The organism is Campylobacter concisus (assembly GCF_003048405.1).
In the GTDB taxonomy this organism is placed as follows: domain Bacteria; phylum Campylobacterota; class Campylobacteria; order Campylobacterales; family Campylobacteraceae; genus Campylobacter_A; species Campylobacter_A concisus_Q.
This window is the reverse complement of the sequence record NZ_PIQS01000001.1, coordinates 462,185-477,093: the sequence shown is the minus strand read 5'-3', so window position 1 is coordinate 477,093 and position 14,909 is coordinate 462,185. Positions and strand designations below refer to the sequence as shown.

The window sequence follows — 14,909 nt, the reverse complement described above, 5'->3', positions numbered from 1 at the left end:
ATGGATGGTGCATTAAATTTTACTGCAACATTTTCGCATGGAGTAGAGTGGGGCTGGCCGATCGCTGTTTATCTTTTGCTAGCTGGTATGAGTGGTGGTGCGCTAATCGCTGCCATACTTTTAAAACACTATAAAAAGCAAGAGAACTTTAGTCCATTTTTCAAGGCTGCTTCGCTTTTAGCATTTGTTAGCATCATGCTTGGTATGGTTTGTTTGATAGCTGATCTTGAAAAGCCACTTTTGTTTTGGAAAATTTTGATTAATTATAATTTCACATCAGTTATGTCTATCGGTGTTGCTGGACTTTGTGTATTTATACCGCTTAGCTTTTTGATGTGCCTTTATGCATTTAATGATGAAATTTCAAATTTCTTAGCCAAAAGTTTAAAATCCTTTAGCACTCTTTTTGCGCTAATAATGAAAATTTTAATACCGCTTTATCCATTTTTAAGTCGTATTTGTCTTATTTTTGCTGTAATAATTTGTGCTTATACTGGATTTTTGATCTCAGTTTTGATTAGATTTCCACTCTTAAACACAGCTGTGCTTCCAGCTTTATTTATAGCTTCAGGACTAAGTGCTGGCATAAGTGGTAGTAGCTTGGTCGCAGCAGCTTTATTTAAAGAAGATCCACATTCAAGCGACCTTCATTCGCTTCATAGCGTAGAATTTAGCGTTTTGGGAGCTGAAATTTTACTCATTTTAATGCTTTTTGTATCGCTTTTACTTGGTTCAAGTTATCAGCAAAATGCAGCTGTTGCTTTTTATAGCGGTATTTGGGCAAATTTCTTTTGGCTTGGTGTTGTGCTAGTTGGCTTTATTGTGCCTTTTGTTTTAAATTTTGCATTTGGCAAAAAAGTAGCTAGCCTAAAATTTAGCTTTTATATCAGTTCATTAGCGGCTGTTATTGGTGTTTTACTGCTTAGGGTGTTTATACTTTATGCGGGACAAACTTATAGCATTTAAAGTAGAGGCGAGCGATGAGAATTTTAAATATCTACCGCTTGTCTTTGATATTATTATTTATTCTTGCTTTTGGTGCAGGACTTGCGACCTTTTTAGAAAATTTTTATGACACACAAACGGCCAGAGTGCTTGTTTACGAAGCGCTTTGGTACGAGTGTGTTATGTTTGCTTGTGCCATTTGTTTAGCCATTAGTATCGTAAAAACCAAGATGTATAAAAAATTTGGCGCATTTTTGATACATCTTGCTTTTATCGTTATCTTCATCGGGGCTGCGCTTACAAGGTATTTTGGCGAAGAGGGCGTGCTACATCTAAGAGTTGGCGAGAGCGGCAACACCATGCAAAGCGTAAAGCCTTATCTTATAGTCGAAATGCTTGGAGAAAATTTTAGTTATCCATTAAAATTAAGCTTGTTTGGTAAAAACGACTTTGAGTTTAAAAAATTTATAGACGGCAAAGAATTTATAATTAACTTGCTTGGATATAAAAAAGATGAGAAAAACGCTCCTGCTACGCTTAGTTTAGAAATAAGCTTTAACGGCGAAAAAAAGAGCGTTAAGCTAAAAGGCGGAGCCGGATATGAGCTAGAGCCTAGTGTACTAAGTTTTGGTGGGCAAGAGGTGAAATTTTACTTTAGCTCAAAGGCTTTAAATTTACCATTTTCATTAAAACTTGATGAGTTCATTTTGGAGCGATATGCAGGGCTAAATACTCCATCATCTTATACAAGTAAAGTAAGTATCGCTGGCGGCAAGTACGACATCTCGCTAAATAATCCACTAACGATTGATGGCTATAAAATTTTTCAGTCTTCATACGATCCTGATGAGCTTGGAAGCGCTTTTGAGATCAGCCGTGATCCTGGCAAAATCCCAACTTACATAGGATATTTTTTGCTTTGCCTTGGCTTTATGACAAATTTATTTAGCAAAAAGAGCCGTTTTTTTAGGCTACTAAATTTTATAAAATGTTCGCAAATTGCATTTTTGGCTATCTTGCTTTTAAATGCTACTCCAAATTTTGCTAATGAAAATAATAAAAATTTAGATGCTCATGCAAGCAAATTTGCCAAAATTTTGACTCAGGCTGATAGCAGAATCGCTCCAGCTGGCTCTTACTCTAGAGCTGTGATAAGTAAAATTTCAACCAAAACTACGCTATTTGGGCTTAGTAGCGAGGAGCTAATGCTCTCTTTTGCCATCTTGCCAAAAGAGTGGATGGATAAAAGGATAGTAAAGATCACAAGTGAGCGTGTGGGCGAGCTTTTGGGAGTTAATGAGAAATTTGCTAGTTTTAACGACATTTTTAATGAAAATGGCGAGTATAAGCTGGCTAAATTTGTAGAAGCTGCAAATGAAAAATCCGCCTCAAAAAGAGATAAATTTGACAACGATGTTATCAAATTTGACGAGAGATTAAATGTCTTATATCTTGCATTAAAGGGAGAAATTTTAAAATTTATCCCAGCTAAAAATGGTGATAAATTAACTTGGCTAGGCGTAAATGAAGCCTTTGGCTCAAGCGAAATTTCAAGCGAGTTTAAAAGTGTTTTAGGCGCTTATATAGAAAATTTAAGCCTTTGCGTAAAAAGTGGCGAGTGTGAGGGAGCTGATAAGAGCTTGGAGAAAATTTCAAGCTATCAAAGAAGCACTCTAGGCTCTCTTGCACCAAGCGAGGCAAAGGTGGAGCTTGAAGTGCTTTATAATCAAATGGAAATTTTTAAATTTCTTATATATTTTTACATGATCCTTGGGCTAGTTTCGCTTGCTCTTGGCTTTTATAGGCTATTTTCTGGAAAGAAATTTAGATTTGAAAAAGCACTTAGCCTTGCATTTTATTTTGGCTTTGTGGTGCATTTGCTAAATTTAGCTCTTCGTGCTTATATCTCAGGGCATGCACCTTGGAGTGATGCTTATGAGAGCTTAGTGTATATCTCGCTTGCAAGCGTACTAGCTGGAGTTTTATTTTTTAAACATCAAAGCTTTGCTCTTGGAGCTGCTTCACTTTTTGCAAGTGTGAGCTTGCTTGTAGCTCATCTAAATTTTATAAATCCACAAATAACAAATCTAGTCCCAGTTTTAAAGTCATTTTGGCTTAGCGTGCATGTAAGTGTCATCACAGCAAGCTACGGCTTTTTGGGCTTTAGCTTTGTGCTCGGGCTTCTTGGGCTTCTTTTAATGGCTATAAAAAACCAAAAAAACGAGCAAAAGCTTAGTGAGCAGATAAGATACCTCGCTGCAACTGATGAGCTAAGCCTCATCATAGGACTTAGCTTGCTAACTATTGGAAATTTCCTTGGCGGCGTCTGGGCGAATGAGAGCTGGGGTAGATACTGGGGCTGGGACAGCAAAGAGAGCTGGTCGTACATTACGATAATTATTTATGCTATTGCACTTCATTTAAGATTTATCCCAAGATTAAAAAATATTTTTACTTTTTTAGTAGCTAGTGTGCTCTCTTTTGGTTCAGTTATTTTTACCTATTTTGGTGTAAATTTCTATCTAAGCGGACTTCACTCATACGCAAATGGCGATGGATTTAGCGTTTCAAATTTGCTTTATTTACTTTTAATGCTCTTGGCTTTGCTAATCGCCTTTGCTTATAGAGGTAAGGATATAAAAGAGATTTAGGAGATATGATGAAAAAGAGTTTGGTTTTATTGTTTGCTTGTTTGGGGCTATTAAATGCTGGCTATATCAAAGAGGCTTTAAGCGCAAAAGACGATCACAACAAGCTAGCACAAATTTATGAAGATGCTTGCGACAAAGAGAAAAAGGCATCAGGCTGCTATAATCTAGCTGTGCTTTACAGCAGAGGTGATGGCAACGTCAAAAAGGATGAAGCAAAGGCGGCTATGCTTTATGAAAAAGCTTGTGATCAAAATTTCTCTATGGCTTGCAGCAACCTTGGCTACGTCTATGAAAAAGGCAAAGGTGTGGAGAAAGACCTAACAAAAGCAGTTAAATTTTATGAAAAGGCTTGTAAGGATAATGAGGGTTGCACGGAACTTGGCTTGCTTTATGCAAATGGCACCGGCGTGACAAAGGATCTTAAAAAGGCAAAAGAGCTTTACGAAAAGGCTTGCAAGGCAGGGGATGGCATAGGATGTAGTAACCTTGGCTATCTATACGCGCAGGGTGAAGGTGTCGAGAAAGACTATGCAAAAGCCAAAGTAAACTACGAAATGGCTTGCGCAAACGAAGCTGGCATAGGGTGTGATAATCTTGGCTTTTTATATGTTTATGCACAAGGCGTTGATCAAAACCTCACAAAAGCCACAAAACTTTATGAGCAAGCGTGTATATATGGATATGAAAAGGGCTGCAATAACTACGCTATCATGCTAGCTGAGGGCAAAGGTGTGAAAGAGGACGTGGAGAAAGCACGTGAAATTTTTACTAGAAGCTGCAAAAATGGCTTAAAAGAAGCGTGCGAGAATTTAGAAATTTTAGGAAAGCATTGATGCTTTGACGGAGCCAAGCCAGTGGCATTTAAGGCTTATGTAATATAAAAATGAGACAAAATACTAAAGGAGATAATATGATTTTACGTTCTATCTTGGGTTCAGCACTGTTAGCTACCTTGATTTTTGGTGCCTCGGCAAATGAGCAAACTGTCAAAATGAAACCGATGTTTCAAAGCGTGGATCCTAGCAAGGCTACACTAGTAGGAAGCGGCGAGGGCAAGGAGTACTGCGCCGTTTGTGGAATGAATTTGGTTAAATTTTATAAGACTAATCACGTATATAACGGCAAGCAAGTAGCATCACTTCACTGCTTATACGAGCTAACAAAAGGCAAGATCCCAAGTGACGCGCAGGTTGTTGATACTAAAAATCTAAATTTGATCGATGTAAATAAAGCTTTTTATGTCGTTGGTAGTAGTGTTAAAGGCACAATGACTAGAAATAGCAAATACGCCTTTTCAACTGAGGCTGACGCAAAAGAATTTCAAGCAGAAAATGGCGGCGAAATAATGAACTTTGCTAAAGCTTACGAGATCGCTGGACAGGATTTTGAAGGCGATAATAAAATGATAAAAGCTAAACGCGAAGACGGCGTTTATGCGCATGGTAAAGAATTTTATGAAGCAAACTGCAAAAAAACAGATCCAAAAAGCTTTAAGGCTATCTCTGAGCTAAAAGCTCATCTTAAACAAGTGTGTGACTCAAAAGAGGCTAACAAAGCTCCTGAATACGACAAGCACCTACAAGCTGCCGCTTTGTATCTATGGGATGCTCCAGCAAATTTAGGTACTAGCAACCAAGCTTCAAAAGCTAAACAAGAAATAAAAAAACCTGAGAGGATAGTCGTGCCAAAGGGCGCAAGATGTGCGGTATGCGGTATGCTCGTCAAAAATTCTCCATGGGCGACACTCATCAAAGCAGATGGCAAGGATTATTATTTTGATGGCGTAAAAGATATGGCACAATTTTATTTTGCGGATGGCAAAATGAAAGATGCTTATGTGAGCGATTATTATACGTTAGAAAAGCTTGATGCAAAAGATGCGTTTTATGTTCACGGCTCAAACGTTTATGGACCAATGGGCGATGAGTTTATTCCATTTAAAGATGAAGCAAAGGCAGAGAGCTTTTTAAAAGATCATGCTGGCAAAGGTGTCATAAGATTTGACGAGATAAAGAATTTTATCGGTAAATAGTGTGAAATTTCTAGTTTTTTTGGCGTTATTTTTTGGACTTTCTTATACACTTTTAGCGGCACACTATCTTAGCTTTGATCATAAAGCAAAGCAAAATGAGCTAAGAGAAATTTCTAAGATAACAAGAGCAAATGCTGCTTTTAGTTTTAACCAAAAGGGGCAAAAAGGCTTTGTCTATGATAGGTAAAAATTTTATAAACTATGCTGTGGTTCTGCTTTTTAAAGATAGGAAGGATCACCTTTTTAGCTTCTGCCTCTTTGCACTCATTATTTTTGTGCTAAGCTCGGTGCTTTTCATCTCTGGATCGATCCAACATGATCTTATAAATTTAGTAAAAGATAGATCAAGTATCGTAGTGAGCGCATTTCGTGCTGGCAAAAATGATCTAATGCATCCTGGCTATATCTACGATATCTCGAAGATTGATGGCGTGGCTGACGTTAGGGGCGTGGTTGATGGAGAGTACTACTTTGTTCAAAAGCGTGTTTGGTTTCATCTATATGAAGATGATAGCTTAAAAGAAGATGAGATGATCGTCGGAGAAGGTGTCAAGGCAGCGATGAATGAGCTTTACTACGATGAGAGCTTTAATTTTCTAACTGAAGAGCGCATGATACCAGTAAAGATATTAAAGACCATGCCGGCACAAAGTGGTTTAATCTCAAATAACGCTATATTTTTGCATCCAAATACGCTAAGGGCTATCTTAAATTTAAAAGATGAAGAGTATACAAAGCTCTATGTTGAGGTGCCAAACACCGATGAAATCAGTGAAGTAGCTTTAAAGATAGAGAATTTATACCCAAATTCTTTCGCTCTTAGTATAGAAGATGAGGTGGCTAAAGTTAGGCACCTTTACTATTATAAGGGTGGAATTTTTATGAGCATTTACGTTAGTGTTATGCTCATATTCTTTGTCTTGCTTAAAAACCAAATTTCACTTGCCTATGGTAGTAAAAAGCGCGAAATAGCTATTTTAAGAAGCATTGGTTTTTGTATAAAAGATATTATATTTTTAAAATTTATACAAAATTTCATCGTGAGCGTTAGTGCTTTTTTACTCGGTGTTATGCTGGCTTATCTCTTTGTTTTTGTATTAAACGCTCCACTTTTAAAAGGGATATTTTTAGGTGACGAGCTTTTAAATTTTACAAATTTTACGCCTATTTTAGAGTTTGATAAGCTCTTTTTGATCTTTGTTTTTGGTGTGATACCATTTTTGGCGTTTGTGCTCATACCTTCATGGAGAGTAGCAAGTAGTGACATAAATGAGGGGCTAAAATGATAAATATAAGAGGTGTTAGCCTAGTTTATAACCAAAACAAACAAAATGAGTTTTGTGCTTTAAAAAATATAAATTTAGATATTAATGACGGCGAGCTAGTGATACTAAAAGGCATTAGTGGAAGCGGTAAAAGCACCCTACTTTCGCTCATTGCCCTACTTCAAAAGCCAACTAGTGGAGAAATTTTGATAGATGGCACTAATATCGCAAAGCTACCTGATGCCTTTTGCTCTGAGCTTAGACACAAAAGGCTTGGACTTGTATTTCAAAATTTTAACCTTATTGAGGGTCTAAGTGTATATGAAAATTTACTAGCTCCATTTGCTTTAACAAATTTCAAGGCAAATGTGCGAGATGAGATGATAAAAAAGGCTCTAAGTCTCGCAAATATCGCTCATAAAAAAGATGAGAACGTATCAAATTTAAGTGGTGGCGAGCGTCAAAGATGCGCGGTAGCTAGAGCTTTATCTATGGATGCTGATATCATCTTGGCTGATGAGCCAACGGCAAATTTAGATAGACAAAATGCACGTGCATTTTTGGGCTTACTAGAGTCTTTTAAAACTCTAAAAAAGAGTGTCATTGTCGCTACTCACGATAGTATTTTTGATGAGCTAAGTGCAACAGATAGGGTTGTCAGCTTGCAAAACGGAGAGATAGTATGAGTGTCTTTTTATCAAATGCCGTTATTGCCTTTTTGTTAGCGGAGTTTGTACTGTTAGTTTTGATGAGTATTTCGCTCTTTTACGTCGTTAGGATCGTGAGGTCGTGGGACTACAATGCACTAACATCGCTTCAATACTCGCTTGAAAAACAAAACTACCTTGTAAATACGATCTTACTTTTTTGTGTCTGTATCAAGATCGTATTGTTTATGTTTTTTGCACTTTGCCTAAATGAACTCTCTGATATTGTACCCGGCGCCATGTGCTCAGCTGGCGTGATTGGCTCAAATAAATTTGGTGGTATATTGATGCTCACTAAAATTTTACTGATCTTTGGGCTTGGCATTTGGCTGGTTATAAATAAGCTTGACTTGCAGGCTCTAAATTTCCCTTATCTAAAGAAAAAATATGCCATTTTCATCTGCCTTTTTGTCATGATACTACTTGAGCTTGGCATAGAAATTTCGTTTTTTTACAATATCCCACTAAAAGTGCCGGTCTTTTGCTGTTCTGTTACTTTTCAAGCTCCAAAGCTACCATTTGGCTATACAAATTTTGGCTTAGTAAGCGTCTTTTTCGTGCTATTTTTTGTCATTTTGGTGCTAAATTTTTTAAAGCAAAGTATGGCGAGCTTCGTGGCAAATTTGTTGTTTTTGGTGCTTAGCTACTATGCCATCACCTATTTTTTTGGCCTTTATGTTTACGAGCAGCCGAACCATAAATGCCCATACTGCATGCTAAAAGGTGACTATTTTTATGTTGGCTATCTCATTTGGGGCAGTTTGTTTCTGGGCGTTTTTTACGGCCTTATGCCGTATCTTGTTGAGATTATCACAAAGACTAACTACTCACACAAGCTTAAATTTTCATCGATCTGGCTAGGTGTTTGTGTGCTGATCTGCGCGCTTTATGTCCTAAAATATTATTTGCTAAGAGGATTTTTATTTTGATAAAGCAAATTTTTTCTTTGTGTTTGTTAGCCCTAGTTTTAGCCGTGCTTGCCTATAATGCCGACATAAGTGATGATAAAATTTTAGTTTTAAATAACGGCAAATCAGAGCCGATCGAGCAACTTACGCCAAATAAATTTATATGTTATGAGAGTAGGACGCTTATCGCTGATAACAACGACACAGCCCAAGCCATCATGCCAAATGGCGACATCTACTTTTTTAACGACATCACAAATTCTTTCATCTGGTATATGGCACAAAAGAGCAAAGATAAGATAAAGCTATATGTTTATTCAAGAGATACGAATCGCTATATTCTAGCGCAAAATGCTTGGTACTCAAGGGTTGATATCACGCCTATGGGATACGGCATAGGGGCATATGAGTTTCACACCTATGGCATAAATGATAACTATTTTAAAGAGGTCTTGCTTTACGCAGCACGTGGTGAGACGCTACTAAATCCATATATAAACATCCTACTTTCAGAAAATAAGATATAAATTTGCATGAGCTCTAAATTTAGCAGAGCTCGTTTGATTTAAATTTACTGCCTAAAATCTACTACTAGTTTATTCTTATTATGTCTATGTTGCTATTGTTTATTTTTTTATAATAATCACATCCTGTCTGATATCCTAAATCACAAGCTTTTTTAAATAGTTTAATTGCTTTGATATAGTCATGTTTTATACCCTGGTCTTTTAAATATAAAACTCCCAAATTAGAACAACTTTGGCCAATTTCATCATCACATGCTTTTTGCCATAGTTTGGCTGCTTTTAGGTAGTCTTGTTTTACTGATTGCCCCTTTGAGTAAAAATTTCCTAAATTATTACAGCTTTGAGAATATCCATCATCACAAGCTTTTTCAAACAATTTGGCTGCCTTGTGAAAGTCTTGTTGCACACCTTGCCCATTTTCGTATAAAACCCCTAAATTTGAGCAGCTCTCACCCACATCGGCTTCACAAGCTTTTTCAAACAATTTGGCTACTTCTATATAATCTTGCTTTACACCATTGCCATTCATATACAAAACTCCTAAATTGTGGCAACCATTGGCGTATTCGCTATCGCAAGCTTTTTCATAGAGCCAGGCTGCTTTATAGTAGTCTTGTTTTGTTAGTTGTCCATTTTCATAAAAAAATCCCAAATAAAAACAACTTTCAGCATATTTGCCTTCACAAGCTTTTTCGTATAGCTCAATCGCTTTACGAATGTCTTGTTTTACACCTATTCCGTCCCTATATTGGTCTCCCAAATTACTACAAGCGATAGCGCTTTTGCCATCACAAGCTTTTTTATATAGCCAGGCTGCTTTATGATAGTCTACTTTGACGCCAAGACCATCTGAGTATAAAGCCCCTAGCATATTGCAGCATTCAGCATTTCCATCATCGCAAGCCGTGCTAAATATCTCGGCCGCCTTATAATAATTGCCTTGATCATAGGCTTCAATTCCAAGCTCCACTATATCCTTAGAGAAGCTGGTAGTTAGTAGGATCACGGATAAAAGAACAGCCTTTTTCATTTTTTCTCCATTTTTGTAAATTTGTAGTTATTATGGTTTGGCTTGCCTCTTTGTTGGAGAAACAAGCCTGATGTTAGTATCTAACGCTATTAACCTTTAAAAAGTCTCTTAGGTCTTCGTATTCGCTATTTTCAAAGTAGCGCCATTTGCCAGGCTTTAGCATATCAAGGCTGACTCGCCCAAAGCTAACCCTTTTTAGATCCATCACTTCAAGGTCAAAGTATCCAAAGAAGCGGCGAAGCTCCCTATTTTGCCCCTCGTTGATGATGACCTTTAGTTTTGTATAGCCACCACTTGAGCCAAAGACTTTATAGGCTAGAAATGGCTTAAATTCCATTGATTTTATAGTAGTTTTTGCATGTGCGCCTTTGGTGGCGTCCTTGGCGAAAAAGCCATTTGTCATCGCTTCTATCACCTCTTTTGTCACCTCGCCTTTTACTTTTAGGTAGTATTCGCGCTCTAAATCGCTATTCATGAGAGCTGTGGCGATCGCTGGAGCATCAGTTAGTAAAAGCAGCCCCTCACTTGCATAGTCTAAGCGCCCTACGCTAACAAATTTTGCAAATTTCTTATCCAGCGTGTCATAGATCGTCTTTCGTCCGCGGTCATCTTTTTTGCTAACTAGTTCACCCTTTTGTTTATGATAGACGATAACAGTAAATTCCTTTTTTAGCTTTATCAAACGACCATTTATACGTACTTTGTCATCTTCATCTACGCTTGTGGCAAGGTCGCTAACCACTCGTCCTGCTATGCTAACCTTACCAGCTTTTATCAGCTCATCTGCCTCACGGCGTGAGTAATTTGTGTTATGTGAGATAAATTTATTTAGTCTTGTTTTTTCCATTTTATAGTCCTAAATTTGCAAGGTCATGGATGTGTAAAACACCCACGGGCACGCCATTTTCTACAACGGCTAGAAGCTGAATTTTATATTTTTCTATCAGGGCTAATGCATCCACAGCTAACATTTCCTTATCGTTTATCTCTTTTGGATGCAAAGTGGCATATTTCATAGCTGGCTCGTCTAGGTCAAAGTCTTCTCGCATAAGTGCACGTCTAAGATCGCCGTCGCTTAAAATAGCATCTAACACACCATCTTTATCGACGATTAGGACCGTGCCAAGTTTACCGTGTGTCATAGTATCGATTGCTTTTTTTAGGCTCGCATTCCAGCGAACTATCGGTAAATTTTCGCTTCTCATCACATCTTTGACCTTTAAAAATAGCCTCTTGCCAAGGCTGCCACCTGGATGAAAATTTGCAAAGTCCTCTTTTTTAAAGCCTCGCCTTTGCATCAAACAAACAGCCAATGCATCGCCAAGAGCTAACGTTAGTGTAGTTGATGCTGTTGGAGCGGCATTTAGTGGGCACGCCTCTTTTTCTACATCTATGCTAATAAATGCATCGCTAAATTTACCAAGCGAGCTTATTTTGCTCCTTGCCATTGCGACGATCTTTACACCAAAGCGCTTTACGTGAGGTAAAATTTTGATAAGCTCATCGCTTTCGCCACTGAAGCTAATGGCTAACAAAACATCATCTTTTTCTATCATGCCAAGGTCGCCATGCATAGCCTCTGTTGGGTGTAAGAAAAAGCTTGGCGTGCCGGTGCTCGCAAGCGTGGCAGCAATCTTTGCACCTACATGACCGCTCTTGCCTACGCCTGTTACTATGACCTTGCCTTTTGTATTAAATATCAAATTTACAGCATCTTCTATCTCTAAGTTTTTAGCATGTCTTAAAAGCTCGTTTGCTTCTATCTTTAAAACTTCGGCTGCGATTTGGTTGATTGCTTGCATAAATTTCCCTTACATTAGATAGATAATCGGCACGATAGTTGGGTACTTTTTGACCTTTCTAAAGATATGCTTTCTAATCACTTGACGCACTTGTGACTCGAGCAGTCTGCCATCTTTTAAAAGCTCCTCTTTGACGTTGCTTAAAAACTGCGTCAAAATTTCTTGCATCTCTTTGCTAAACTCCGCATCTTGTTTATTGCCCACAAGGCCGTAGCTAATGACACGAGGCTTGTTTATGAGCTTTGCGCCATGACGTGAAATTTGAGCGATTATCATGACAACACCTGCTTCAGCAAGGTTTTGTCTATCGATGACGACATCGTCTGAGATTTGTTTATTTATTTGATTGTCTATGAAGACTTTACCAGTTTTTACCGTTTTTACACGCTTTAAGTATTTTTGACAGATCTCCATTTGATCGCCATCGCTCATTAGATAGATATTTCTCTCATCTACGCCGCAGCTTATAGCTGTCTCTTTGTGCTTTGCGATATGATTGTACTCGCCATGCACCGGTAAGAAAAATTTTGGTTTTATGAGGCGAAGCATCAGCTTTTGCTCTTCTTGTGCTGCGTGACCGCTGACGTGGATCTCGCTAAAGTCTTGATAAGCGACGCTTGCGCCTGATTTTATTAGGAAATTTAATACAGTTGAGATACTGCTTTCATTGCCAGGGATCGCCTTTGAGCTGATTATTATCTGATCGGTTGGCTTTATTTTGATGTATTTGTGTTCATCAGTAGCCATTCTGTAGAGTGCACTCATAGTCTCACCCTGAGAGCCTGTGGTAACGATCAGCACTTCGTTATCTTTAAATTTGCCAACCTCGTTTGCATCGATAAAAATTTTCTTATCAAGCTTGATATAGCCAAGCTCCATTGCAGTATATAAATTTCTCTCCATTGATCTACCGATGACGCAGACTTTGCGGTTGTATTTTAGCCCCCACTCGATCGCTTGATAAACGCGGTGGATGTTGGAGCTAAATGTACTCATTATCACGCGGCCTTTGGCTTTAGAAAATATCGCGTCAAAGGTCTTGCCAACGCTGCTTTCGCTCTTTGTAAAGCCCTCTTTGTAGCTGTTCGTGCTATCGCTCATGAGACACAGCACGCCGCGCTCGCCGTAGTATGCGAGTCTGCCAAGGTCTGTTGGGTAGCCATCTATCGGCGTGTGGTCAATCTTAAAGTCACCCGTATGGATGATGGTGCCTGCCTTTGTCGTGATCGCAAGTGCGCTAGCGTCGATGATGGAGTGGGTGATATGTATCCACTCGACCTCAAAGTCGCCTATTAGATATGGCTTTCTTTTCTCGACAGAACGGAAAAGTGAGCGCTCCTGCTTTAAGCCGTGCTCTTCAAATTTGTTATTTATCATACCAAGTGGCAAAGGTGTGGCGTAAATCGGAAATTTAAACTCTTTATAAAAGTAGGGCACCGCGCCGATATGATCCTCGTGCGCGTGAGTGATAATGACGCCTTTTATCTTGTCTTTTATTTTTCTAACATAGTCAAAGTCCGGGATTAGGATATCCACGCCGTGCATACTCTCGCTTGGAAAACTCATGCCGATGTCAACGATGATAGCACTCGTATCGGTCTCAAATATCGTCATATTTCCGCCGATCTCGCCAAGACCGCCAAGTGGCGTTATACGAATTTTGTGTTCGCTTGAGTTTAGATACTTCATAGGCTCCAGACGAAGCTCGTGAACGGCCTTGTTTGCCACCATTGCACTTGCAATGTCTTGCTGCCATTGTTCATTACCATTTAGTTTTGCAGGTAAATTTTTCTTTGGCTTTTTAGCTTTTTTAGGCTTTTCTTTTTGTTCTTGTGTTTTGGTTTTTGTTTCTTGTGATTCTTGTTTTTGCTCTTTTGGCTTATTGTTTTCGCCATTTTTGTTTTGATTTTTGTTATTTCTTGGCTTTTTTGGGCGAGAATTTTGGCTCTTTGGCTCGGCGTGCGTTTTGGCTTCAGCCTGCTCTGCTGCAAAGAAGTTATCTATTACGCTTTTGCTTGCTAGTGAAGCTTGCTCGGTAGTTTCGCCCTCTTGTTTTGGTTTATTTTTTGGTCTAAATCTTCGTCTTTTGTTGTTTTTGCTTTGGTTAGTTACAACTTTCTCTTCGTTTTTGTCGTTCATTATCTTCCTTTAATCTTTCAAATACTTTTAGATAAGAATCGACATCTAGCTCGTGTGGACGTAAATTTTGAGCTAAGCCTAGGTCTTCAAAAATTTCTTCTAACACCTTTTTGTCAAAATTTGTGGATAAATTTTTCAAAAGCGTCTTTCTTGGAGAAGCAAACGCAGCTCTTAAAAATACTTTAAAAGCCTCGTATTGTTTTGCATCTTTGAAAATCCCGTCTTTGCCAAAAATCTTTTTTGTTTTTTGTAGTTTGATGACTGAGGATGTGACCTTTGGAGGTGGATTAAAAAGCTTTGCATCCACGTCAAACAAAAGCTCACACCTGCCTTGGAGTGAGGCGAGGATCGATAAAGCGCTAAATTCTTTATCCCTGCTCTTTGCACTAAATTTAAGAGCAACCTCTTTTTGTATCATCACGATAAGTCCAAGGCATTTTTCGTCATCTATCGCATTTATTATCATCTTCGTAGCAACGTAATAGGGTAAATTTGCGACTAAAAAGTAGTTCTGGCTACTTAGTCCGCCCTCTTCTTGCCACTGCTCTAATGCATCTTTACAAAAAAGTTTTAATTGTCCATTTTGGATCTCATTTGCAAATTTAGCCTTTAAAATTTGAAACAGCTCACAATCTATCTCAAAACAGGTCGTCTTGTAAATTTGCAAAAGTCTAAATGTCAAATCACCTAAGCCAGGCCCAATCTCAACAACGTTTTCTACGTCATTGGGTATCGCTTGGATGATCTTATCTAGTGTCGCTTTGTCCTGTAAAAAATTCTGTCCAAAGTGCTTTTTTGCCTTTATCATAGCCGCGATATTAGCCAAAAATTACTTATACAATGATTACAAGTTTAGTTTAATCATATATAAAATGGATTATAATCACTAAATAATAACGAAAT

Annotated in this window: 14 protein-coding genes; 9 read left to right on the top strand and 5 right to left on the bottom strand. The window is 38.2% G+C overall.

The window, feature by feature from the left end; translation table 11 throughout:
- From nrfD to CVT18_RS02580, 9 genes are all read left to right on the top strand, one after another.
- Positions 1-966: an NrfD/PsrC family molybdoenzyme membrane anchor subunit gene (gene nrfD / locus CVT18_RS02620; RefSeq protein WP_103628473.1), complete on the top strand. Its 966-nt coding sequence runs from the start codon at positions 1-3 to the stop codon at positions 964-966.
- Positions 967-980: 14 nt separating this feature from the next.
- A complete protein-coding gene (ccsA, locus tag CVT18_RS02615; RefSeq protein ID WP_103628472.1) occupies positions 981-3,596 on the top strand; it encodes a cytochrome c biogenesis protein in 2,616 nt (871 codons plus the stop codon).
- An 8-nt stretch (positions 3,597-3,604) separates the two neighbouring features.
- Positions 3,605-4,429, top strand: a complete 825-nt coding sequence (locus tag CVT18_RS02610) for an SEL1-like repeat protein (protein ID WP_103628471.1) — start codon at positions 3,605-3,607, stop codon at positions 4,427-4,429.
- Positions 4,430-4,506: 77 nt separating this feature from the next.
- Positions 4,507-5,628: a nitrous oxide reductase accessory protein NosL gene (locus tag CVT18_RS02605; protein WP_103628470.1), complete on the top strand. Its 1,122-nt coding sequence runs from the start codon at positions 4,507-4,509 to the stop codon at positions 5,626-5,628.
- A 1-nt stretch (position 5,629) separates the two neighbouring features.
- The gene (locus CVT18_RS02600; protein ID WP_103628469.1) at positions 5,630-5,815 is read left to right on the top strand and encodes a hypothetical protein; all 186 of its coding nucleotides are present in this window, start codon (positions 5,630-5,632) and stop codon (positions 5,813-5,815) included.
- Positions 5,805-6,914, top strand: a complete 1,110-nt coding sequence (locus tag CVT18_RS02595; protein WP_103559505.1) for an ABC transporter permease — start codon at positions 5,805-5,807, stop codon at positions 6,912-6,914. The genes CVT18_RS02600 and CVT18_RS02595 overlap by 11 nt, the downstream gene beginning before the upstream one ends.
- Positions 6,911-7,579, top strand: a complete 669-nt coding sequence (locus tag CVT18_RS02590) for an ABC transporter ATP-binding protein (RefSeq protein WP_103628468.1) — start codon at positions 6,911-6,913, stop codon at positions 7,577-7,579. The genes CVT18_RS02595 and CVT18_RS02590 overlap by 4 nt, the downstream gene beginning before the upstream one ends.
- Entirely contained in the window at positions 7,576-8,529 is a 954-nt protein-coding gene (locus CVT18_RS02585) for a hypothetical protein (protein ID WP_103628467.1), read from the top strand. The genes CVT18_RS02590 and CVT18_RS02585 overlap by 4 nt, the downstream gene beginning before the upstream one ends.
- The gene (locus tag CVT18_RS02580) at positions 8,526-9,035 is read left to right on the top strand and encodes a hypothetical protein (protein ID WP_085658404.1); all 510 of its coding nucleotides are present in this window, start codon (positions 8,526-8,528) and stop codon (positions 9,033-9,035) included. The genes CVT18_RS02585 and CVT18_RS02580 overlap by 4 nt, the downstream gene beginning before the upstream one ends.
- Before the next feature lie 64 nt (positions 9,036-9,099).
- Here CVT18_RS02580 and CVT18_RS02575 read toward each other — a convergent pair whose 3' ends face one another.
- The 5 genes from CVT18_RS02575 to rsmA form a co-directional block, all read right to left on the bottom strand.
- Positions 9,100-10,065, bottom strand: a complete 966-nt coding sequence (locus CVT18_RS02575; protein ID WP_107824198.1) for an SEL1-like repeat protein — start codon at positions 10,063-10,065, stop codon at positions 9,100-9,102.
- A 73-nt stretch (positions 10,066-10,138) separates the two neighbouring features.
- A complete protein-coding gene (locus tag CVT18_RS02570; RefSeq protein ID WP_103628465.1) occupies positions 10,139-10,912 on the bottom strand; it encodes a pseudouridine synthase in 774 nt (257 codons plus the stop codon).
- Position 10,913: 1 nt separating this feature from the next.
- Positions 10,914-11,867, bottom strand: a complete 954-nt coding sequence (locus tag CVT18_RS02565) for a KpsF/GutQ family sugar-phosphate isomerase (protein ID WP_103628464.1) — start codon at positions 11,865-11,867, stop codon at positions 10,914-10,916.
- Between the two features lie 9 nt (positions 11,868-11,876).
- The gene (locus tag CVT18_RS02560) at positions 11,877-14,006 is read right to left on the bottom strand and encodes a ribonuclease J (RefSeq protein WP_180999666.1); all 2,130 of its coding nucleotides are present in this window, start codon (positions 14,004-14,006) and stop codon (positions 11,877-11,879) included.
- The gene (rsmA, locus tag CVT18_RS02555) at positions 13,972-14,814 is read right to left on the bottom strand and encodes a 16S rRNA (adenine(1518)-N(6)/adenine(1519)-N(6))-dimethyltransferase RsmA (protein WP_103628564.1); all 843 of its coding nucleotides are present in this window, start codon (positions 14,812-14,814) and stop codon (positions 13,972-13,974) included. The genes CVT18_RS02560 and rsmA overlap by 35 nt, the downstream gene beginning before the upstream one ends.
- Positions 14,815-14,909: the final 95 nt, after the last annotated feature.

What these genes read in the sequence shown, in the direction of transcription:
- CVT18_RS02610 (WP_103628471.1), top strand. Translation starts at nt 3,605, where the DNA reads ATGAAAAAGAGTTTGGTTTTATTGTTTGCTTGTTTGGGGCTATTAAAT.
- CVT18_RS02575 (WP_107824198.1), bottom strand. Translation starts at nt 10,065, where the DNA reads ATGAAAAAGGCTGTTCTTTTATCCGTGATCCTACTAACTACCAGCTTC.
- CVT18_RS02585 (WP_103628467.1), top strand. Translation starts at nt 7,576, where the DNA reads ATGAGTGTCTTTTTATCAAATGCCGTTATTGCCTTTTTGTTAGCGGAG.
- rsmA (WP_103628564.1), bottom strand. Translation starts at nt 14,814, where the DNA reads ATGATAAAGGCAAAAAAGCACTTTGGACAGAATTTTTTACAGGACAAA.
- CVT18_RS02570 (WP_103628465.1), bottom strand. Translation starts at nt 10,912, where the DNA reads ATGGAAAAAACAAGACTAAATAAATTTATCTCACATAACACAAATTAC.
- CVT18_RS02605 (WP_103628470.1), top strand. Translation starts at nt 4,507, where the DNA reads ATGATTTTACGTTCTATCTTGGGTTCAGCACTGTTAGCTACCTTGATT.
- CVT18_RS02590 (WP_103628468.1), top strand. Translation starts at nt 6,911, where the DNA reads ATGATAAATATAAGAGGTGTTAGCCTAGTTTATAACCAAAACAAACAA.
- ccsA (WP_103628472.1), top strand. Translation starts at nt 981, where the DNA reads ATGAGAATTTTAAATATCTACCGCTTGTCTTTGATATTATTATTTATT.
- nrfD (WP_103628473.1), top strand. Translation starts at nt 1, where the DNA reads ATGGATGGTGCATTAAATTTTACTGCAACATTTTCGCATGGAGTAGAG.
- CVT18_RS02560 (WP_180999666.1), bottom strand. Translation starts at nt 14,006, where the DNA reads ATGAACGACAAAAACGAAGAGAAAGTTGTAACTAACCAAAGCAAAAAC.
- CVT18_RS02565 (WP_103628464.1), bottom strand. Translation starts at nt 11,867, where the DNA reads ATGCAAGCAATCAACCAAATCGCAGCCGAAGTTTTAAAGATAGAAGCA.
- CVT18_RS02595 (WP_103559505.1), top strand. Translation starts at nt 5,805, where the DNA reads ATGATAGGTAAAAATTTTATAAACTATGCTGTGGTTCTGCTTTTTAAA.